20 protein-coding genes are annotated in these 19,652 nt (G+C 69.7%); 11 read left to right on the forward strand and 9 right to left on the reverse strand.

All coding sequences use genetic code 11. The features are described from left to right. Positions 1-20: 20 nt before the first annotated feature. The 9 genes from JWR86_RS10510 to JWR86_RS10550 all read left to right on the forward strand — a co-directional run bounded on the left by JWR86_RS10510 (position 21) and on the right by JWR86_RS10550 (position 8,300). On the forward strand, positions 21-836 hold the full coding sequence (locus JWR86_RS10510) for a hypothetical protein (protein ID WP_299564732.1): 816 nt from the start codon (positions 21-23) through the stop codon (positions 834-836). A gap of 53 nt (positions 837-889) precedes the next feature. Then, positions 890-1,627 carry an NAD-dependent deacylase gene (locus JWR86_RS10515; RefSeq protein WP_299564735.1) on the forward strand — a complete coding sequence of 246 codons (738 nt, stop codon included), beginning with the start codon at positions 890-892 and terminating at the stop codon, positions 1,625-1,627. A 35-nt stretch (positions 1,628-1,662) separates the two neighbouring features. Continuing rightward, on the forward strand, positions 1,663-1,932 hold the full coding sequence (locus tag JWR86_RS10520; RefSeq protein ID WP_299564738.1) for a hypothetical protein: 270 nt from the start codon (positions 1,663-1,665) through the stop codon (positions 1,930-1,932). Between the two features lie 216 nt (positions 1,933-2,148). Then, on the forward strand, positions 2,149-3,207 hold the full coding sequence (locus tag JWR86_RS10525) for an Ldh family oxidoreductase (RefSeq protein ID WP_299564741.1): 1,059 nt from the start codon (positions 2,149-2,151) through the stop codon (positions 3,205-3,207). A 51-nt stretch (positions 3,208-3,258) separates the two neighbouring features. Further along, positions 3,259-4,971, forward strand: a complete 1,713-nt coding sequence (locus JWR86_RS10530) for an FAD-binding protein (protein WP_299564744.1) — start codon at positions 3,259-3,261, stop codon at positions 4,969-4,971. Next, a complete protein-coding gene (locus tag JWR86_RS10535) occupies positions 4,971-5,336 on the forward strand; it encodes a 2Fe-2S iron-sulfur cluster-binding protein (protein WP_299564747.1) in 366 nt (121 codons plus the stop codon). The genes JWR86_RS10530 and JWR86_RS10535 overlap by 1 nt, the downstream gene beginning before the upstream one ends. Before the next feature lie 91 nt (positions 5,337-5,427). After that, positions 5,428-6,435: a mitochondrial fission ELM1 family protein gene (locus JWR86_RS10540; protein ID WP_299564809.1), complete on the forward strand. Its 1,008-nt coding sequence runs from the start codon at positions 5,428-5,430 to the stop codon at positions 6,433-6,435. Beyond that, positions 6,417-7,382, forward strand: coding sequence for a thioredoxin-disulfide reductase (gene trxB / locus JWR86_RS10545; protein ID WP_299564750.1), 966 nt, complete (start codon positions 6,417-6,419; stop codon positions 7,380-7,382). Before JWR86_RS10540 ends, trxB begins: the two co-directional genes overlap by 19 nt. Before the next feature lie 27 nt (positions 7,383-7,409). Beyond that, on the forward strand, positions 7,410-8,300 hold the full coding sequence (locus JWR86_RS10550) for a LysR family transcriptional regulator (protein WP_299564753.1): 891 nt from the start codon (positions 7,410-7,412) through the stop codon (positions 8,298-8,300). 215 nt (positions 8,301-8,515) lie between these two features. On the opposite strand, the gene msrP is transcribed toward JWR86_RS10550, so the two are convergent. The 3 genes from msrP to JWR86_RS10565 all read right to left on the reverse strand — a co-directional run bounded on the left by msrP (position 8,516) and on the right by JWR86_RS10565 (position 12,284). Then, the gene (gene msrP, locus JWR86_RS10555) at positions 8,516-9,484 is read right to left on the reverse strand and encodes a protein-methionine-sulfoxide reductase catalytic subunit MsrP (protein WP_299564756.1); all 969 of its coding nucleotides are present in this window, start codon (positions 9,482-9,484) and stop codon (positions 8,516-8,518) included. Between the two features lie 146 nt (positions 9,485-9,630). Beyond that, positions 9,631-11,358 carry an AMP-binding protein gene (locus tag JWR86_RS10560; RefSeq protein WP_299564759.1) on the reverse strand — a complete coding sequence of 576 codons (1,728 nt, stop codon included), beginning with the start codon at positions 11,356-11,358 and terminating at the stop codon, positions 9,631-9,633. A 101-nt stretch (positions 11,359-11,459) separates the two neighbouring features. Continuing rightward, entirely contained in the window at positions 11,460-12,284 is an 825-nt protein-coding gene (locus JWR86_RS10565; RefSeq protein WP_299564762.1) for an alpha/beta fold hydrolase, read from the reverse strand. 228 nt (positions 12,285-12,512) lie between these two features. Here JWR86_RS10565 and JWR86_RS10570 point away from each other — a divergent pair, with 228 nt between their 5' ends. Then, on the forward strand, positions 12,513-13,115 hold the full coding sequence (locus tag JWR86_RS10570) for a TetR family transcriptional regulator (protein ID WP_299564765.1): 603 nt from the start codon (positions 12,513-12,515) through the stop codon (positions 13,113-13,115). Positions 13,116-13,231: 116 nt separating this feature from the next. Further along, positions 13,232-14,509, forward strand: a complete 1,278-nt coding sequence (locus tag JWR86_RS10575; protein ID WP_299564768.1) for an amidohydrolase/deacetylase family metallohydrolase — start codon at positions 13,232-13,234, stop codon at positions 14,507-14,509. A gap of 36 nt (positions 14,510-14,545) precedes the next feature. Here the strand turns inward: JWR86_RS10575 and JWR86_RS10580 are convergent, their stop codons facing one another. The 6 genes from JWR86_RS10580 to JWR86_RS10605 form a co-directional block, all read right to left on the reverse strand. Continuing rightward, positions 14,546-14,938: a Rieske 2Fe-2S domain-containing protein gene (locus tag JWR86_RS10580; RefSeq protein ID WP_299564771.1), complete on the reverse strand. Its 393-nt coding sequence runs from the start codon at positions 14,936-14,938 to the stop codon at positions 14,546-14,548. A gap of 32 nt (positions 14,939-14,970) precedes the next feature. Beyond that, positions 14,971-15,675, reverse strand: a complete 705-nt coding sequence (locus JWR86_RS10585) for an ABC transporter ATP-binding protein (RefSeq protein ID WP_299564774.1) — start codon at positions 15,673-15,675, stop codon at positions 14,971-14,973. Further along, the gene (locus JWR86_RS10590) at positions 15,662-16,456 is read right to left on the reverse strand and encodes an ABC transporter ATP-binding protein (RefSeq protein WP_299564777.1); all 795 of its coding nucleotides are present in this window, start codon (positions 16,454-16,456) and stop codon (positions 15,662-15,664) included. The genes JWR86_RS10585 and JWR86_RS10590 overlap by 14 nt, the downstream gene beginning before the upstream one ends. Then, positions 16,456-17,484: a branched-chain amino acid ABC transporter permease gene (locus JWR86_RS10595; protein WP_299564780.1), complete on the reverse strand. Its 1,029-nt coding sequence runs from the start codon at positions 17,482-17,484 to the stop codon at positions 16,456-16,458. The genes JWR86_RS10590 and JWR86_RS10595 overlap by 1 nt, the downstream gene beginning before the upstream one ends. Next, a complete protein-coding gene (locus JWR86_RS10600; protein ID WP_299564783.1) occupies positions 17,484-18,356 on the reverse strand; it encodes a branched-chain amino acid ABC transporter permease in 873 nt (290 codons plus the stop codon). The genes JWR86_RS10595 and JWR86_RS10600 overlap by 1 nt, the downstream gene beginning before the upstream one ends. Before the next feature lie 91 nt (positions 18,357-18,447). After that, positions 18,448-19,575, reverse strand: coding sequence for an ABC transporter substrate-binding protein (locus JWR86_RS10605; protein WP_299564812.1), 1,128 nt, complete (start codon positions 19,573-19,575; stop codon positions 18,448-18,450). Between the last annotated feature and the right edge of the window lie 77 nt (positions 19,576-19,652).

Raw genomic sequence — 19,652 nt, forward strand, 5'->3', positions numbered from 1 at the left:
GGTCGCAGGAAGCGAGATTCATGAGCAGCGACGCCGAACGTTCCGCCAGCGCCCTCTACGACACCCCGCGCCACGTGGAGGGACCGGAGGGGTGCCACTTCTACCATGCGACCGACCTGCCCGGGATCGGCAGCGTGCCGGGGGATTGGGACCTGCGGGCCACGGTCGGCGACTATCTGGGGAATGTGCCGTTTGCGGGAAAGCGCGTGCTGGATATCGGCTCGGCCAGCGGCTTCCTGAGCTTCGAGGCGGAGCGGCGCGGCGGCGAGGTGGTGTCCTACGACCTGTCGCCAACCGACCGCTGGGACGCGGTGCCCCATTCGGGCGTCGATCTCGGCTCCGTGGACGGCATGATGCGGGAGCATCTCGACAGCATCAACCGAGCCTATTGGCTGAGCCACCGCCTGAACGGCAGCCGCGCTCGTCTGGCGCGCGGCACCGTCTACGCCATCCCGGATGCGGTCGGGCCAGTGGACGTGGCCATCTTCGGGGCCATCCTGCTGCATCTGCGCGATCCATTCAGGGCCCTGCATAGCGGGCTGCGGCTGACCCGGGAGACGGTGGTCGTGACCGACCTCCTGCCGGGCCGCTATCGCTGGCTGCGCCATGTCGGGCGCTATCTCGGCGCCCCCATGTTCTTTGTGCCGCGCAGCACCCGGAAGGAGCGCTTCGACACCTGGTGGATCATTCCGCCCGAGACGGTGTGCGAGATGTTGCGCGTTCTCGGCTTCGAGGACCTGCGCGTCGCCTACCACTTGCACCCGTTCAGGGGCTCGCCGCGCCTGACCTATACGGTGGTCGGCCGACGCACCGGGCCGGCGAGCGACCGCATCTGAGCGGCGGGCCGGATCTCGGCCGAACGCCCGGCCTGCCACCGCGTTCACGCCGGATGCGCATCTTCGTTCTCTCCGGTGCCGGGATCTCCGCCGAAAGCGGTCTCGGCACCTTCCGCGATCCGGACGGCACCGGCATCTGGTCCCGCTTCGACCCCATGAAGCTCGCGACGCCCGAGGCGTTCGCGCGCGACCCCGAGACGGTGCAGGCCTTCTACAATGCCCGCCGGCAGAACCTGCTTGCGGCCGAGCCGAACGCCGCCCACGCCGCGCTGGCCAGGCTCGAAACCGAGCTCGAGCGCCGCGGCGGCGAACTCGTTCTCGTCACCCAGAACATCGACGACCTGCACGAGCGGGCGGGGTCGCGGCGCGTGCTGCACATGCACGGCGAACTCCTGAAGGCCCGCTGCATGCGGTGCGCCGAGGTCACGGCCTGGACCGGCGATCTCGGGACCCGGGACGCCTGTCCGGCCTGCGGCCAGAGGGGCGGCCTGCGGCCCCATGTGGTCTGGTTCGGCGAGATGCCGTTCGGGATGGACCAGATCTTCGCCGCGCTCGCCGGGGCCGACCTGTTTGTCGCGATCGGGACCTCCGGGTCGGTCTATCCGGCGGCCGGTTTCGTGGCCGAGGCGAGGGCGTCCGGCATCCGGACCTGCGAGATCAATCTCGACCCGTCGGACAATGCGGGACTGTTCGACGAGCACCTGTACGGGCCTGCCAGCGCCTCCGTGCCGGCCTGGGTGGACCGCCTGCTGGCTGACCCCCGGCTCGCGAAAGCGGCTCCGACAGGTTAGGCTGAGGGCTTCTCAGACCTCTCGCAGGGTGCTCCATGCCCGACGACGCCGACACAGTACGACCGAAAGCGCCCGACCCGATCGAGATCCCCCTCGAGGGCGACGGGCCCTTCCAACTGCCGATCTGCACGGACCTGAAGGAGATCGCCCTGGGCGAGAGCCTGGCCGTGCTGCGCTTCGAGACCATCGACGGCCAGCGCGTCGACATTCCGATTCCGATCGGGATGCTGGTGGAGATCGGCGACGCCGCCGAAGAGGCCCTGATGCACGCCGTCCGGGCCCGCGAGGGCGCCTCGGTTCAATAGCCTGCTCAGGAAAGGGCGGCCCGGCCGCGCAAGGCGAGCCGGGCCCGAGGTTCAAGCCTGGGAGGGCATGGGCTTGGTGTCCGGGTAACGGGCGTCTCGACTTCGGGTTCGTGCGCCCGGTGCCTCGGTCCGGCCGAGGACCGTGTTGCTGGCCGGCCAGCAGAGGCCCGTCCCGGCCCGCCGGGCAGACAGGTGAGGGGAGCCATGGGCGAGGCCGTGAGATTGAGCTTGGCCGAGGTCCAGGCGACCGCGCGCGCGCTGCTCGTCGCGCACGGGTTCAATCTGGCCCACGCCGAGGCCATCGCCCGCACCGTCACGGCGGCCGAGCGCGACGAGTGCCGGCACCACGGGCTGTTCCGCATCCCGTTCTACATCGGCGCGCTGAGGGCCGGGCAGGCCTCGCCGGATGCCGAACCCGTGCTGCGCGACCTCGCCCCGGCGGTGATCCAGGTCGATGCCGGCTTCGGCTTCGCTCCGCTGGCGTTGGAACTCGGCCACGCGCCCCTGGCCGAGCGGGCCCGGCAAAACGGCATCGCGGCCCTGGCCGTGGTCAACGCCCACAACGTCGCGGCGCTTTGGCCGGAGGTCGAGCGGCTGGCCGAGCGGGGCCTCGTGGCGCTCGCCTTCGTGTCGTCTGCCCCCTATGTGGCCCCGGCCGGCGGCACCAAACCGCTCTTCGGCACCAACCCGATGGCTTTCGGCTGGCCGCGCCCGGCCGGCCATCCGCCCCTCGTGTTCGACCAGGCGTCCAGCGCCAGTGCCCGGGGCGAGATCCAGATCCGGCTGCAGGAGGGGCAGACGCTGCCCGCAGGCTGGGCCATCGGGCCTGACGGCGAGCCGACCACCGATGCCGGCACGGCCCTGGCCGGCGCACAATTGCCCTTCGGCGGCGTCAAGGGCTCGTCCATCGCCCTGATGATCGAGCTCTTGGCCGGTCCGCTGGTCGGCGATGTGCTCAGCTTCGAGGCCGGCGCGCGCGACAAGGCCGGCACCGGCGCGCCCTGCGGCGGCGAGTTCGTGATCGCCATCGACCCGGCGCGCTGCACGGCGGGCGGCGACCGCACGGCCCAGCTCGAACACGGCGAGCGCCTGTTTCGGCGCATTCTGGAGCAGGAGGGCACGCGCCTGCCGTCCGACCGGCGCTACCGGGCCCGGGAGCGGACGGTGCGGGAGGGCGTCGACGTGCCCCGCGCCCTGCTGGAGAGGCTCGAGGCCATCAGCCCAGGGCAGCAAGCATCGCGGCGGGACGATGCATTCGGCGGCGAGCCGTCGTAAGTTGACCCGGACGGCCGGCAGATGCCGGGGCCGAACAGGCAAGGTCTTCGCATGGGCGATCGGGCGGACAAGGCGGCGCGGCTCGAGACGGACGTGCTGGTGATCGGTGCGGGAGCGGCCGGCATGACGGCCGCCCTCGCGGCCGCGGAGGCGGGCGCCCGGGTGATCCTGGCCGACCGCAGCCTGGTCGGCCGGAGCGGCGCCACCATCATGGCCCAGATGACGGTTGCGGTCGCGCTGGGCGAGGAGGTGCCGGACCACTGGGAGCACCACTTCGCGGACACGATCCAGGCCGGTCGCGGCCTCTGCGACGCCCATCTGGCGCAACTCGTCTGCGAGCACGGCGCCCGCGAAATCCGCCGGCTGGACGGGTGGAAGGTCGGCTGGGCCCGCAAGCCGGACGGCACCATCCGCCAGGCGCATGCCCCTGGGCACGATCGGCCCCGCTGCGTGTATGTGGACTTCCTGTCCACCGGGCCGGCGGTCGCGAAAACGCTGCGCGGCCGCGTCATCCGGCAGGACGGCGTGACCCGGATCGGCGACCTCTGCATCGTCGACCTCACGGTCGTGGACGGGGCCGTGACCGGCGCGGTCGCGGTCTCGGTCGCGGATGGCCGGCCGGTTCAGCTCCAGGCGGGAGCTGTGGTGCTGGCGACGGGCGGCCTGACCCGACTTTACCGACGCAACTCCGCCTCGGCCAACATGGGCGGCGACGGCTACGCGCTGGCCTTGCGGGCCGGCGCCGAGCTGATGGACATGGAATTCGTCCAGTTCTTCCCGATCGGCCACCTGGCGCCGCGCCTCGTCGGCATGGACCCGATCATGTGGGACCCGTTCCGCTACAAGCTCGGCGGCCGTCTGCTCAACGCCGAGGGCCGCGACTTCATGAACGATTACGGCAACCAGGAAGCCGGCCAGTACAACGTCACCCGCGACCGGGCGACCCACGCCATCCTGAGCGAGGTCAAAGCCGGGCGGGGCTCCCCGGCCGGCGGCGCCTACTTGAGCTTCCAGCATCTCGACGAGGCGACGCTGCGCGAGGCCTTCGGGCCCGTGATCGACCGGTTGGCCAAGAACGGCATCGACCTGGGCCAGATGCCTGTCGAGGTCGCGCCCATCGCGCATTACCACATGGGCGGGGTCCGGGTGGACAACCGGCTGGAGACCCGGGTGCGAAACCTGTTTGCGGCCGGCGAGGTGGTTGCGGGCGCCAACGGCGCGAACCGCCTGTCCGGCAACGCCATTACGGAGGCGTTGGTATTCGGGCGGGAGGCCGGTCGCGAGGCCGGACGCCGTGCGCTGGGGGCATCGGCCGCGACACCCGCCCCAGCGCCCGCAGGGGCGTTCGACCTCGTGCGGGCAGCACGGGCCGGCGGCGAGGCGGAACTCGCCGGCGCCATGACGCGGCTCCAGGCCGTGATGGCCGACGATGTGGGGCCGTTCAGGACGGCGGCCGGGCTCGAACGAGCCCTGGCCGCGATCGCCGAACTCGAAGCCGAGATCGGCGACATGCCGCCCGGCCAGCCCGGGCCCTACAACCAGGCCCGGCTCGACTGGTTCGACCTCCGGTCCATGCTGCTGGTGGCGAAGACCGTGGCCCGGTCGGCGCTCGCCCGGCAGGAGAGCCGCGGCGCCCACCAGCGCGACGACCACCCGCTGATGGCGTCGAACTGGGCCCTGCACCAGACGCTGGAACTCGCCGGAAACGAACTCGTGCTCGGGCGAGCCCCCGTCCAGGGCGCCGAACTCTCGCAGGTGGCCTGATGAGCGCGACCGCCCGCCTGATCGTCCGCCGGGGGAGACCCGGCGAGCCGCCCTCCACCAGCCTGTATGAGATCCCCTACACGCCGGGCGCGTCCGTGCTGGACGGGCTGCGCTATGTGCGGGCCCAGCTCGATCCGAGCCTCAGCGTTCGGCATTCCTGCATCAACGCCAATACCTGCAAGGAATGCATGATCCTGGTCGACGGCAAGGTCGAATACGCCTGCACGGCCCGGCTTGAGCCGCGCGAGATGAAGCTCGAGCCGCTGCCCAACAAGGCGCATCTGAAGGACCTTGTCACCGAGATCGCGCCCCCGGACGAGCGCCTGGACCATGCGCTCGCGGCCCGGGCCGGGGTGGGCGCTTAGGCGCAGACGGAACCGCAATGTCCGGACAGTTCGCTCCCGACCCGGCGACCGCAGGAGCCACCTTGGCCGGGGCCGCCCGGATGTTCGGCTGATCGGCCCGGCGCGCACGGCCTGGGTCCTGACGGACGGCAAGGCCGGGGACGAAGCTCCCTGCCTCGGCGTGGCGGAGGCGCTGGGCTGCCGGATCGAGACACGGCGGGTCGCGCCGCGCGCGCCCTTCGCGCTGCTGATGCCCTGGGGCCCGCCCGATCCGGGCGAGCGGTCGGACCGGCCGGGAAGCCCCCTCGCGCCGCCCCTGCCGGACCTGGTCATCGCCTCCGGCCGGCGCGCCATCCCGTATGTGCGGGCGATCCGGCGCGCGTCCCGCGGCCGGACCTTCACGGTCATCCTCAAGGACCCCCGCACCGGCCCGGCCAGCGCCGACCTGATCTGGGTGCCGGAGCACGACCGGCTGCGCGGCCGCAACGTCATCGTGACGCTTACGGCCCCGCATCGCCTGTCCGCGGCCCGCCTAGTGGCCGCCCGGGCCGTGCCCGACCCGCGGCTGGCGGGGCTCGGGCGACCGCGTGTTGCGGTGCTGGTCGGCGGCGACAGCCGCCATCACCGTTTCACGCCGGAGGATGTCGGCCGCCTCCGCGCAGGGTTGGACAGCCTCGTCCAGGAGGGCGCGGCCCTCATGATCACCGCCTCGCGCCGGACCCCGCCGGGGCTGCGCCTGGCCCTGGCCGAATTGGCCGGCCGGGGCGGGCACTTCCTCTGGGACGGCACCGGCGACAATCCGTATGTGGCCCTCCTCGCCCTGGCCGAGGCCGTGGTGGTGACGGCGGATTCCACCAACATGGTCGGGGAAGCGGCCGCGACCGGCGCGCCGGTTCTCGTGTTCGAGCCCTCCGGCGGGCACCCCAAGGTCTCGAGCTATCTCGAGGGGCTGCGCCGGCACGGGGCTGTGCGGCCTTTCAGAGGACGACTTGAAGCCTTCCGCTACGAACCGCTAGATACGACGCCCGAGATCGCGATGGCCGTCGCGCGGGAGATGGAGCTCCGCGAGGCAATGCTCCGGATTGGCCGGCCGGAGCATGAATGGCCCCCTCTCACGTGAAGCTTTGCATCATCGGATCCGGACCGGCCGGCTACACGGCCGCGATCTACGCTGCCCGCGCCATGCTGGAGCCGGTGCTGATCTCCGGCATCCAGCCCGGCGGGCAGCTCACCATCACCACCGACGTCGAAAACTACCCGGGCTTCGCGGACGTGATCCAGGGCCCGTGGCTGATGGAGCAGATGCGGATGCAGGCCGAACATGTCGGCACCCGCATGGTGTCCGACACGATCGTGAAGGTCGAACTGGGGCGGCGGCCGTTTCTGCTCACCGGCGATTCCGGGGACGTCTATTCCTGCGACACGCTCGTGGTCGCCACGGGCGCCCAGGCCAAGTGGCTCGGGCTGCCGTCCGAAAGCACGTTCCAGGGCTTCGGTGTCTCCGCCTGCGCGACCTGCGACGGCTTCTTCTTCCGCAACAAGGAGGTGGTCGTGGTGGGCGGCGGCAACACGGCCGTCGAGGAGGCCCTCTACCTCGCCAACATCGCCTCGAAGGTCACCGTGGTGCATCGCCGGAACAGTTTCCGGGCCGAGCGCATCCTCCAGGAGCGCCTGTTCCGGCACCCCAACGTGTCGGTGCTGTGGGATTGCGCGGTGGACGAGATTTGCGGCAGCACGGGCGCGGCGCCGAGCGTCACCCATGTCCGCCTCCGCAACGTCAAGAGCGGCCGCATTGACGAGATCAAGGCCGACGGGGTGTTCATCGCCATCGGACACAAGCCTGCGACCGAGATCTTCGCCGGCCAGCTCGACATGAAGCCCGGCGGATACCTGCAGACCGTGCCTGGTTCCACGGCGACCAACGTGCCGGGCGTGTTTGCGGCCGGCGACGTCAGCGACGACGTGTTCCGCCAAGCCGTGACCGCGGCCGGGATGGGCTGCATGGCGGCGCTCGAGGCCGAGCGCTACCTGGAGGCCGAGAACCTGATGCGCGAGGCTGCGGAATAGCGCGCCGACGGGCAGGGGGGCGCCGCCGTGGACTGGGACAAGATCCGCATCTTCTACACGGTCGCCGAAGCCGGCAGCTTCACGCGCGCCGGCGACGATCTCGGCCTCAGCCAGTCGGCCGTGAGCCGGCAGGTGTCGGCGCTGGAGCGTGAGCTGAAGGCGCCGCTGTTTCACCGGCACGCCCGCGGCCTCATCCTGACCGAGCAGGGCGACTTGCTGCACCGGGCCGCCCGCGACATGCGGCTTCGGCTGGAAAACACCCGCGCCCGGCTGGAGGAGACGAGCGAACGCCCCTCGGGCGTGCTCAAGGTGACCACCACGGTGGGGATCGGCTCGCTCTGGCTGACCCAGCGCATCGCCGAGTTCCTGGACACCTTCCCGGATGTTCGGGTCGAGATGATCCTGACCAACGAGGAGCTCGATCTCGCCATGCGGGAGGCGGACGTGGCCTTGCGGCTGCGGCGGCCGTCGCAGCCTGACCTGATCCAGCGCCGCCTGTTCGCGGTGCATTTCCACGTCTACGCCTCGACCGACTACCTCAAGCGCTTCGGCGAGCCGAAGACGCTCGACGAGCTCGAGGGGCACCGGCTGCTTTCCTTCGGCGGCGACCAGCCCTCCTACCTGCTGTCGGTGCATTGGCTGGCCAAGGCCGGGCGGGAGGCGGGGTCGCCGCGGCCCTACCACATGGTCGTCAACAACATCCCGGCGCTCCGCTCCGCCGTGGAGACTGGGGCCGGGATCGCCGTGCTGCCGGATTATGCCGTCGACGGGAATACCCGGCTCGTCCAGATCCTGCGCGACGTCGAGATGCCGGCGCTGGAAAGCTATCTGGTCTACGCGGAGGAAATGCGGAACGTGGCCCGCGTCCAAGCCTTCCGCGACTTCCTGGTCGGCAAGGCGCAGCGCTGGGCCTATTGAGAAGCCATGCACCGGCGGCATGGCAAACCCGAACTCGCACGGATTGCCGGGTCGGACCTGCAGGTCAACATTGGCCGAAGCTGAAGGTGCAGACGGATCGTCTGTTCAGCTGTTCCCCTCTGGAGGCTCGCACCTGTCGAGCCTTCAACTTCCGGCCGGGTCTCTTCGAGGCCTGGCCGTTTTTTCAGGCGAACCTCGAGGGCGCGCCGGCCCCCTCACGCCCAGAGGCGTTCCTTCTGTAGGTCTTTGTACAATTCGGCGACCTGCTCGCCATAGCCGTTGAAGAGCAGCGTCGGGCGACGGTCGCCCGTGCCGAGAATGCGCTCCTCAGCCTGGCTCCAGCGCGGGTGCGGAACGGCCGGGTTCACATTGGCCCAGAAGCCGTATTCCGACGCCTGCAGTTCCTCCCAGAAGGTCTTCGGCCGCTCGGCCGTGATGGTGTTGGGGTTGATCGCCTTCACGGACTTGAAGCCGGATTTCCACGGCACCGCGAGCCGCAGCGGGGCGCCGAACTGGTTCGGCAACGGCTTGCCGTAGACGCCCGTGACCAGGAGGGCGAGGTCGTTCCTCGCCTCGTCGATGGTCAGGCCCTCGGTATAGGGCCACGGATACCAGAACTGCTTCTGGCCCGGCGCGACCGCCTTGTCGTGGAAGGTCTGCATGACGACGTATTTCGCGGCCGAGGTCGGCTTTGCCATGTCGACCAGCGCCCGCAGCGGAAACCCGGTCCAGGGCACGGCCATGGACCACGCCTCGACGCAGCGCATCCGGTACAGCCGCTCCTCGAGCGGCATGCGGCGGATCAGGTCGTCGAAGCCGACCTCCATCGGGGCCTCGACCAGGCCGCCGATCTTCACCGTCCAGGGCCGCGTCTTGAGCGCGTCCGAGGCGGGCGTCACGGCCTTCGAGGTCGAGAATTCGTAGTAGTTGTTGTATTCGGCCGAGACCTTCTCGGGCGTGACCTCGCGGTCGAGCCGGAAGGCCTCGTTGCGCTTGGCCGGATAGAGGTCGGCCGTCGGGTCGCGGCCCTGCGCCTGCGCCGCCGTCCCGCCCGCGAGGCCGGTGCCCGCGATGCCCGCCCCGAGCCCCAGGGCGGCCACGAAGCGGCGGCGGTCGAGAAACACCTGTTCCGGTGTCGCCTCGCCTTCGGGGATCTCCCACCCGCGTCTCGCCTTGATCAGCATGGGACCTCCTGTCTGGCCGAGCCGGGGCCGACCGGCCAGCCTGTCCGACCATAGGCTTGCGGGCTGCCGATCGCATCGCGCCACGGTGCCGCGCGCGGGCACGATGCCGTGAACAGCCGCTCGCGGCTAGGCGGCGGCGGGGCGCTTTATGCGGCGGCCCTTGGGGAGAGGCTGGCCGCCTCCTCCTTCAGGGCGCGCCGAAGCACCTTGCCGACATTCGTCTTGGGCAGGCTGTCCCGGAACTCGATGTGGCGCGGCACCTTGTAGGAGGTCAGCCGCTCGCGGCACCAGGTCCGGATCTCGGCCTCGGTCAGGCCCGGCTCCGCCCGCACCACATAGGCCGTGACCTGCTCGCCCGTGGCGTCGTTCGGCAGCCCGATCACGGCCACTTCGGCCACCCCCGGGCAGGAGGCCACGACCTCCTCGACCTCGTTCGGGTAGACGTTGAAGCCGGAGACCAGGATCATGTCCTTCATCCGGTCGATGATCTTGAGCGAACCGTCGGGCAGCAGCAGCGCGACGTCTCCGGTGCGGAAATAGCCGTCCGGCGTCATCGCCTTGGCGGTCTCGTCCGGCCGGTTCCAGTAGCCCCGCATGACCTGGGGCCCCCGCACGCAGAGTTCGCCCGGGCTGCCGGCCTGCACCTCGGTGCCGGTTTCGGGATCTCGGACCGAGACCTCCGTGGACGGCATCGGATAGCCGATGGTGCCCGTGAAGCTGTCGATGTCGAGCCGGTTCACGGTGATCACCGGCGACGTCTCGGACAGCCCGTAACCCTCGACGATGGGCCGTCCAGTGAGGGCCTTCCAGCGGTCGGCCACGGCGCCCTGGGTCGCCATGCCGCCGGACACGCAGAGCACCAGCTTCGAGAAATCCACCTCGGTGATGCCGGGCGCCCGGCTCAGCGCGCTGTACAGCGTGTTCACGCCCGACAGGCAGGTGAAGGGCCGGCTCTTCAGCGTCTTCACGAAGCCCGGCAGGTCGCGCGGATTGGCGATCAGGAGCTGGCAGCCGCCCTTGCGGACCATGACCATGCAGCAGGCCGTGAGGGCGAAGATGTGGTACAGGGGCAGCGCCGTGACCATGACGTGCTGCGCGTCGCCGAGCGTCGGCTTCATCCAGGTGTCGCACTGGATGACATTGGCCGCCACGTTGCGGTGGGTCAGCGTGGCGCCCTTGCTGATCCCGGTCGTGCCGCCGGTGTATTGCAGGAACGCGATGTCATCGAGCGTCACGCCGGCGGGGCGGGGCGGGGTCGCCTTCACGGCGGCGAGGGCCTCCCTGAAGCGGACCGAGCCCGGCAGATTGTAGGCTGGCACCGCCTTCTTCACGTAGCGCGACACGAGGTTGACGATCGCGCCCTTGAGCCCGAGCAGGTCGCCGGGCGTCACCACCACCACGCGGTCGAGGCTGACCTCGCCGGTCACGGCCTCGACCGTGTGGGCGAAGTTCTCCAGCACGAACACGATGCGGGCGCCGGAATCCTTCAGCTGCAGGGCGAGTTCGCGCGGGGTGTAGAGCGGGTTGACGTTCACCACCGTCGCACCGGCGATCAACGCGCCGAAGAGGATCGCCGGATAGGCCATCACGTTCGGCAGCATAATGGCGACGCGGTCGCCCTTGCCGATGCCGGCCGATTGCAGCCAGGCCGCGACGGCGCCGGCATGCCGGGCCAGGGCCTCGTAGGTGATGCGCGTGCCGAAGCTCTCGAGGGCCGGGCGCTCCGGCCAGCGGCGCACCGTCGCGTCGAAGATGTCGACGAGCGTCCCGGCGCTGTCGGGGTCGATCATCGCCGGCACGCCCTCGGGATAGGCCGCGAGCCAAGGCTTCGGCGGGGCACCCTCGCCGGGGCGCGGCGAGACTGGCGCGGACATCAGGCACTCCCTCTCGCGCGTCTGTCGCGCGCATCCCGCATCGTTCCACTGCCCGGCCGGCCGTGCAAGCGGCAGCCGGGCCGCACGCCCGGAGGGCGGCCTCAGGCGGGGTAGCGGGCTCCGAGGAACGCGGTCAGATGGCGCTCCACCGCCTCGGGACGCTCCACCGGCAGGATGTGGCCGGCGCCCTCCACGAGGTGCAGTTCCGACCCGGCGATCTGCTCGGCGATCTCGCTTGCGTTCTGCGCCCCGATCACGCGGTCCTCCGTGCCGTGCAGGATCAGCGTCGGGCAGGTGACGGCGCCGAGCCGGTCGCGGACGTCGAAGCCCTTGAGAGCCCCCATGGCCGCGCCGAGCCCGGCCGCGTCGGCGGCGAGACGGTCGGCGATGAATTCCTCCACAAAGGCCGGATGATTGCGCGCGAACTCGGCCGAGAAGACCGAGCGGGCGGCGGTTTCGGCGGCGGCCCGAGGTCCGGCGGCGCGGGCCACGCGGCCGCGCTCCTCCATCCCGGCCCAGGCCTCGTCCGAGAAGCGGCAGGCCGTTCCGAGCAGCGCCAGCGCCTTCACGCGTTCGGGCTGCTGCGCCGCGATCAGCATGGCGACCATGCCGCCCTGCGACAGCCCGACCACCGCGAGCTCATCGACGCCGCAGGCGTCGAGGGCCTGAACCCAATCGGCGGCCAGCGCCTCCATCGTGTACGGCCCGGGCGGCTTGGCCGAGCGGCCGTGCCCGCGCATGTCTCCGGCCAGCACGCGATAGCTGCCAGAGAAGTGGCCGATCTCACGCTGCCAAAGGGCATGGCTCCAGCCGAGACCGTGCAGGAACAGGATCGGGCGACCCTGTCCGGCCTCGGTGACGAAGATCGTCGCGTCGGCGGCCTGCACCACCCGGCCAGGCAATGCGGTGAAGAACGGGCTCGCCATACGGAAACACCCTCCGGGTAACCGCACGCGCTCTGCCGCGGCGCGGGTCGCTGCCCGGCCTGCGATCCCGGCAGGCGGTGCGCGAAGGTCGGGGGAGACGTGGACCTACGGGCCGGAACGGGGGCCGTCAACACGCCCGCGCAGCAGAGGCCAGCACGGGGCCGGCCTGCCCGCCTTTGCCGGATGGGGCGCGTTGCTCCATGTAGGGCCGCCGATCGGGATCCTGCCTTGAAGCCCACCAAAGACCGCATCCTCGCCGCAGCTGTCCAAGAATTCTCGCAGAACGGTTTCGGCGGGGCGCGTATCGAACGGATCGCGGCGGCTGCGGATGCCAATCTGCGCATGCTCTACCACTACTTCGGCAACAAAGAGCAGCTCTACCTCGCCAGTCTCGAGGCTGCCTACAGCCACGTTCGGGAGGCCGAAGCCAAGTTGCGGCTGGATGAACTCGCCCCCGAGGCGGGCGTCACGCGCTTGGCGGAGTTCACCTTCGACTACTTCAGCGGCCACCCCGAATTCGTCGGGCTCCTGATCAGCGAGAACCTGGTGGGCGGCAGGCATGTGCAGCGCTCCAGCCTGGTTCCCGAGACGGCCGCGCCGCTGATCGTCAGCATCGAAAGTCTTCTGGCCCGGGGAGCGCGGGCGGGGGTGTTTCGGGGCGGGATCGATGCCGTCCAGTTCTTCATCACCCTTCATTCGCTCTGCTACCTGCATGTCGCCAACCGGCACACGCTCTCGTCCATGCTCCAGCGTGATCTGTCCGACCCGACATGGCTGGCCGAGCGGCGGGCGCACGTTACAGAGGTTCTCCTTCGCTACCTCAGGGCCTGACACCGCTGACGCCGATTCGGGCTCGTTGACGGTCTCGGCGGGGGGGCGTAAAACTTCTTTTACCCGACCGCGCTGCCAGGCTGCGACCTCGCGACTGTCGGGCCGGAGGCCTCGTCATGGTTCCTGACCAGCAATACGACACGTTGCTCCGCGGCGGCCGCGTCATCTGCCCCGCCTCCAACTTCGACGCCATCGCGGATGTCGCCATCAGGGGTGGGCAGATCGCGGCGATCCAGCCCGACATCATCCCGTCCAGCGCCAAGACGGTGGTGGATGTGAGGGACCGGCTGGTGCTTCCCGGGCTCATCGACACGCATGCGCATGTCTACCGCTACGTCACCGGCCGGTTCGGCCTGCCGGCCGACATGGTCGGCGTGGAATCCGGCGTGACCACCGTCGTGGATCAGGGCGGCCCGTCCTGCATGACCTTCCCGGGCTTCCGGCACTTCATTGCCGAGCCGGCCGAGAGCCGGGTCTATGCCTTCATGTCCACCTATCTCGTGGGCGGCCTCGAAGGGCATTACTATCCGGATCTGTACAGCCCGGACGGGGTCGACGTGAAGGCCACCGTGGCCGCGGCCATGGCCAACCGGGACCTGGTGCGCGGCATCAAGGCTCATGCCGAGATCGGCGGCTTCGCCCGCTGGGGCATCCGGGTGATCGAACTCGCGGCCGAGATCGGGCGCGAGACGGACCTGCCGGTCTACGTGCATTTCGGCCAGCTCTGGGGCCTGCCGGAGAGCGGCACCAACGGCGAGGATGTCGACACCATCCTGGAGCGGGTCATCCCGCTGCTGCGCCCGGGAGATGTGCTGGCGCACCCGTTCACCCGCCACCCGGGCGGCTTCGTGAACCAGGAGGGCGAGGTCCACCCGGTCATTCGGGCCGCGCTCGACCGTGGCCTCAGGGTGGATGTCGGCCACGGCAGCCACTTCTCGTACCGGCTCGCCCGCAAGGCGCTTGCCGCCGGGGTCATGCCGACCACGCTCGGGGCCGACGTGCACGGCTACAACACCCACGTGCCGGCGCCCCCCGGCACGCCGGCCGAGCATTGTGACGACGAGAACCATCCCTTTGCCGGGCAGGCCCGTTTCAGCCTCGTCCAGGCGATGAGCTCGATGATGGCGCTCGGCCTCACCCTCGAGCAGGTGGTCCCCATGGTCACCTCGCATGCTGCCGATATGCTGGGCCTGTCCGACGAAATCGGCGCCCTCATGCCGGGCCGCGAGGCCGACATCAGCGTTCTGCGCCAGAACCACGGGCGCTTTTTGCTGCGCGATAACGATGGCACCGAGGTGGTAGCCGAAACCCTGTTGCAGCCGGAATTCTGCCTCCGGGCGGGGCGGCGGCACGAAGCCGTGTCGCCGATCCTGCCCGAGGCCATCGCGGCCTGAGCGGCACGAGGCGGCCCGTCCCCGGACGGTGCCGCCTCACACCCGCGGCGCGATCCGCACGATCCGGAGCGGGGGATCGGCCTCGACGGCCGCCTGCTCGACCCAGACCTGCCCCCCTCGGATCTCGGTCGGGTAGACGCGGAGGCTTGGCAGGTCCCAGCCACCGCCCGAGGCCCCATCAACGAGGTTGAACGAGGCGCGGTGGCGCGGGCAGAACACGCGCCCGCCGTCCAGCCGGCCACGGCTGAGATCGGCGTATTCGTGCGGGCACAGGCGCTGGCACACGCTGACCCTCGCCCCGGTCAGGGCCAGCATGAGGCGGTGTCCCGCCACCTCGACCGGTGCAAGGGCGCCCTCGGTCAGATCGGCCAGGGTGGCGACCGCGGTCCAGCCGTCTGGGGCGGGCGGGTCGGAGCGGTCGCAGGTCATGGGCCACGCCTCCGCGGCTGGCGCGGCCGGAGCTAGCCGCCCAGATAGGCTTCCTTGACGGCTGGATCGGCCAGGAGTTCCTCGCCCGTGCCGTGGCGCTTCATCTCGCCGGATTCGAGCAGGTAGGCGCGATCACACATCTCCAGCGCCGCGAAGGCGTTCTGCTCGACCATGAGCACGGTCACCCCCTCCTGCTGGATGTCCTGGATCAGGTCGAAGGTGCGGTCGACGATGGTGGGGGCGAGGCCGAGCGAGGGCTCGTCGAACAGGATCAGCTTGGGCCGGGACATCAGGGCCCGGCCGATGGCCAGCATCTGCTGCTCGCCGCCCGACAGGGTCCCGGCCGCCTGCTGCCGCCGCTCCTTGAGGATGGGGAAGCGGGTGAAAATGCGGTCGATGTCGTCCGCGATAGCGGCGCTGTCGCGGCGGAGATAGGCCCCGATGCCGAGGTTCTCCTGCACGCTCATATGCGCGAACACGCGGCGGCCCTCCGGGCAATGCGCGATGCCGCGGGCCAGGATGGAGCGCGGCGAGGCGCCGGTGATGTCCTCGTCTTCGAAGCGGATGCGGCCGGCGGCGACCGGCACGATCCCGGACAGGGCCCGCAGCGCGGTCGTCTTGCCGGCGCCATTGGCGCCGATCAGCGTGACCAGCTCGCCCGCGGCGACGTGGAGCGAGACGCCCTTGAGGGCGTTGACCTTGCCGTAGCGGCACCACAGGCCGTCAATGTCGAGCACGCCGCCTCCCTTGACCGAGATAGGCCTGGATCACCTCGGGGTGACGCTGGATCTCAGACGGAACCCCGCTCGCGATGATGCGGCCCTGGTTGAGCACGACCACGCGGTCGGACACCTCCATGACCATGCGCATGTCGTGTTCGACGAGAAGCGTCGTGATCCCGCGCGCCCGGATTTTGGCGAGGATCGCCATGAAGCTCGTGGTTTCGGTGGCGTTCATGCCCGAGACCGGCTCGTCCAAGAGAAGCAGCGCCGGGTCGGCCGCCAGCGCGATCGCCACGCCGAGGAGCCTCTGCTCGCCGTAGGGAAGGGCGTTGGCGAGCTGATCCTGGCGGCCGCCGAGGCCCACGAAATCGAGGATCTCGGCCGCGCGCTCGCAGAGGCGGCGCTGCTCGGCCCCGACGCTCGGGAGCCCGAGCAGGACCTGAAGCGCCCCGCTCCGACCGAGGCGGTGCAGCCCGGTGAGCACGTTTTCCAGCACGGTGAGGGTGTCGAACAGGCTGGTCTTCTGGAAGGTGCGGACGACCCCGCGGCCGGCAATTTCGTGCGGCTTCAGCCCGTTCAGCGGCTGACCCCGGAAGCTGATCGAGCCGTGGCTCGGCGCACAGAAGCCGGTGATGATGTTGAAGGCTGTGGTCTTGCCGGCGCCGTTCGGTCCGATGAGGCTGACGACCTCACCGCTGCCGACGGAGAAGCTCAGGTCGGCGATCGCCACGAGGCCGCCGAAGCGGATGCCGATCCCGTCGAGCTTGAGGAGTTCGGTGGCGGCCGGATCGGACATCAGCTGCCTGCCGGGCTGCGGGCCGACGCGGTCGCCGCGCGTCCGCGCCGTGCCGCCCAGGCCCTGGTGACCGCCGGGACGATCCCCTCGGGAAGGAAGAACACGACCACGATCATGATGAGCCCGTAGATGATCCATTGCAGTTCGGGGCCGGCCACCTCCCGGAGCACGGGCGGGATGAAGCCGAACAGAATTCCGCCCACGATCGGCCCAAGCAGCGTTCCCTTGCCGCCTGTCACAATCATGATGACCATGGTTACCGTGTAGATGAACAGGAAGATGTCGGGATCGATGATGCGGACGTAATGGGCATAGAAGCTGCCGGCCGCGCCGGCGATCCCGGCCGAAACCACCGCGGCGAGAACGAGGTAGCGGGTGACGTCGATCCCGACGGAGGTGGCGAGCGACTCGTTCTCCTTCAGCGCCACCATGGCCCGGCCGAGCCGCGACCGGACCAGGCGGGCGATCAGCAGGTAGGCGCCGGCCCCGATGGCGATCATCAGGAAGTAGTTCGGCAGCTTGCGGTAGAACGTGAGCTGCCAGGCGTCCGAAAGGCCGAGCGTGAAGGGCGGAATGTTGTTCAGCGCCATCGGGCCCTGGGTCAGCGAGACCCAGTTCAGGGCCACCAGCCGCGCCACCTCGGCGAAGCTGAGCGTCACGATGACGAAATAGGCACCCCGCACCTTGAAGGACAGCTTGCCGATCAGGAAGCCGAACAGGGCCGCGGTTGCGACCGCGATCACGAAGGAGAGCCAGACCGGCTTCGGCGCCACGGTCAGCACCAAGCGGTCCGTGAACTCGAGCTGGAAACCGAGCGAGCAGAGCGCGCTCACATAGGCGCCAATGCCGAAGAAGCCGATATGCCCGAGGCTGAGCTGCCCAGTATAGCCGAGCAGCAGGTTCAGGCTCATCGCCGCGATGATGAAGATTCCGGTCGTGATCAGGATGTGCAGCGCATACTGGTCCGTGACCACGAGCGGCACGGCCAGGAGCGCCGCGAGGCCGGCGAGGGGAGCGAGCGCGCGCATCAGCTGATCCGCTCCGCGCGGCGAAACAGGCCGGTGGGCCTGAACATCAAGACCAGGATGATCAGGAGAAAGCCCATCGCGTCGCGATAGCCGGACGAGATGTAGCCGGCGCCGAGCTCTTCGACGAAGGCCAGGATGAAGCCCCCGATCGCCGCTCCGGTGAAGTTGCCCAGCCCGCCCAGGATGACGATGGCGAAGGCCTTCAGGGCGATGAGGTTGCCCATGGTGGCCGTCACCACGAAAACCGGGCCGAGCAGTGCCCCGGCGGCCGCGGCCAGGCCGGAGCCGAGCGCGAAGGTCGCCGTGTGCACGAGCCCGATGTTGATGCCCATCAGCGCCGCCGTGTCACGGTCGGCGAAGGTGGCCCGCATGGCGCGGCCGAACCGGGTGTGGTGGATCAGGCTGTGCGCGCCGATGATCAGCAGGATCGCGGCCGTGAAGACGAAGATGCGCAGCCAGTCGACCGAAACCGGGCCGACCACCAGAGGCGCGGTCGGAAACGGCGTCGGGATAGATTTGGCGACCCCGCCCCAGATCAGCTGCTCGCCGTTCTGCATGGCGATCCAGGCGCCGATCATCACGATCATCGTGGTGTCGATGTCGGAGGACCGCAGCGGCCGCAGCAGCACCACCTCGATGGCCGCCCCGAGCAGCACGCCGACCAGCGTGGCGAGGGCGAGCGCCAGGAAGAAGTTCGCCCCCGCGACCGACACGGCGAAGAAGGTCATGTAGGCGCCGAACGTGTAGAGTTCGCCGTGGGTGAAGTTGACCACCCGCATGATCCCGAAGATCAGCGTGAGCCCGATTCCCAGCAGCGCGTAGGTGCCGCCGAGAACAAGGGCATTGGTGAGATGCTGGGAAAGCTGATCCACTGGGACGCCGCGCCTCGAGACGAGCCAAACTGACGAAAGCTGCCGTGCGGGGCTTGCCGCCCCGAGCGGGGCGGCAAGGGACGGTCCCGGGTCAGAAGGCCGGGAGGGTGACCTTCCCGTCCTTGATCTGGATCACGTAGACGTTGGGGACGTTCTGGCCGCTTTCCTTGCCGGCCGGACCGGATTTCTCGAAGGCGATGTCGCCGTTCGCGCCCTTCACCTTCACCTTCCAGAACGCTTGCTGGATGGCCTTCGGCTCGGCCTTGCCGGCTTCCTTGATGGCGGCTGCGATCGTCAGGATGCCGTCATAGCCCCGGAAACCTTCGGTCAGGCCGGCGAACTGGTAGCCGCGCTTCTTCCACTCGTTCACGAGCCCGACCGCGACGTCGGCATTCGGCGCGTTCTCGGGGAACCAGGGCGTGAAGAAGACCAGATGGTAGCTGCCCTCGGCGGCCGGCCCGGCATGTTCGATCAGCTGATCGGGCGCCTGCGATCCGCCGGTCGTGATGATGCGCTGCGTGAGCCGCAGCGCCTGCGCCTGGCGGAGAACCAGGGTGAGCTGCTCGACGCTCGTGGTGATGAACAGGGTGTCGGCGTCACTCGCCTTGATCTTGGCGAGCTGTGCGCTGACGTCCTGCGCCGTCGGGTCCATCCGCTCAACAACGCCGACCGTGCCGCCATGGCTCTTCACGAGCTCGCTGAACTTGGTCGCCGCGTCGATGCCGAAATCGTTGTTGACGACCAGGAAGTTGGCTCTCTTGATGGCGAACTTGTCGATTTTCTTCGCGAAGTCCTTGGTCTCCATCGAGGTGGTCGGCGCGATCCGGAAGATCCAGGGATTGCCGGATTCGGTGATCTTGCCGGACGACGACGTCTCGACCACCATCGGCACTTCGTATTCCATCAGCTTGGGCATCACGGCGAGCGTGAAGGTGGAGCTCCAGGCGCCGAGCATCACGGGGACCTTGTCCCGCACGATCAGCTTCTCGGCCGCGGCCGCGGCCTCGGTCGGGTTGCTCTTGTTGTCCTCGATGACGAGCTCGATCTTGCTGCCGAGGATGCCGCCGGCCGCGTTGATCTGGTCCGCCGCGATGCGGGCCCCGTTCGTGACGTACTGGCCCGAGGCCGCGACTGGGCCGGTGAGGGGCTGGTTGACGCCGATCTTGATCGTGCCCTGAGCGAGCGCCGGTAACGCAAGCAGGCTGGCGGCCCCGCTCATCAGCAACGCTGCAACGCTGGTGCGAATAATCATCGAGCGAACCCTTTCTGCTGTCGGCCACGGCAGGCCGCCCGTTG

Source organism: Enterovirga sp. (assembly GCF_028290205.1).
Lineage (GTDB): Bacteria > Pseudomonadota > Alphaproteobacteria > Rhizobiales > Beijerinckiaceae > Enterovirga.

Excerpts from the sequence above, each read along its gene's own strand:
- JWR86_RS10515 (WP_299564735.1), top strand. The coding sequence starts at position 890 with ATGCGCATCTTCGTTCTCTCCGGTGCCGGGATCTCCGCCGAAAGCGGT.
- JWR86_RS10520 (WP_299564738.1), top strand. The coding sequence starts at position 1,663 with ATGCCCGACGACGCCGACACAGTACGACCGAAAGCGCCCGACCCGATC.
- JWR86_RS10535 (WP_299564747.1), top strand. The coding sequence starts at position 4,971 with ATGAGCGCGACCGCCCGCCTGATCGTCCGCCGGGGGAGACCCGGCGAG.
- JWR86_RS10575 (WP_299564768.1), top strand. The coding sequence starts at position 13,232 with ATGGTTCCTGACCAGCAATACGACACGTTGCTCCGCGGCGGCCGCGTC.
- JWR86_RS10605 (WP_299564812.1), bottom strand. The coding sequence starts at position 19,575 with ATGAGCGGGGCCGCCAGCCTGCTTGCGTTACCGGCGCTCGCTCAGGGC.
- JWR86_RS10595 (WP_299564780.1), bottom strand. The coding sequence starts at position 17,484 with ATGCGCGCGCTCGCTCCCCTCGCCGGCCTCGCGGCGCTCCTGGCCGTG.
- JWR86_RS10565 (WP_299564762.1), bottom strand. The coding sequence starts at position 12,284 with ATGGCGAGCCCGTTCTTCACCGCATTGCCTGGCCGGGTGGTGCAGGCC.
- JWR86_RS10530 (WP_299564744.1), top strand. The coding sequence starts at position 3,259 with ATGGGCGATCGGGCGGACAAGGCGGCGCGGCTCGAGACGGACGTGCTG.
- JWR86_RS10590 (WP_299564777.1), bottom strand. The coding sequence starts at position 16,456 with ATGTCCGATCCGGCCGCCACCGAACTCCTCAAGCTCGACGGGATCGGC.
- JWR86_RS10510 (WP_299564732.1), top strand. The coding sequence starts at position 21 with ATGAGCAGCGACGCCGAACGTTCCGCCAGCGCCCTCTACGACACCCCG.
- trxB (WP_299564750.1), top strand. The coding sequence starts at position 6,417 with ATGGCCCCCTCTCACGTGAAGCTTTGCATCATCGGATCCGGACCGGCC.
- JWR86_RS10580 (WP_299564771.1), bottom strand. The coding sequence starts at position 14,938 with ATGACCTGCGACCGCTCCGACCCGCCCGCCCCAGACGGCTGGACCGCG.
- msrP (WP_299564756.1), bottom strand. The coding sequence starts at position 9,484 with ATGCTGATCAAGGCGAGACGCGGGTGGGAGATCCCCGAAGGCGAGGCG.
- JWR86_RS10560 (WP_299564759.1), bottom strand. The coding sequence starts at position 11,358 with ATGTCCGCGCCAGTCTCGCCGCGCCCCGGCGAGGGTGCCCCGCCGAAG.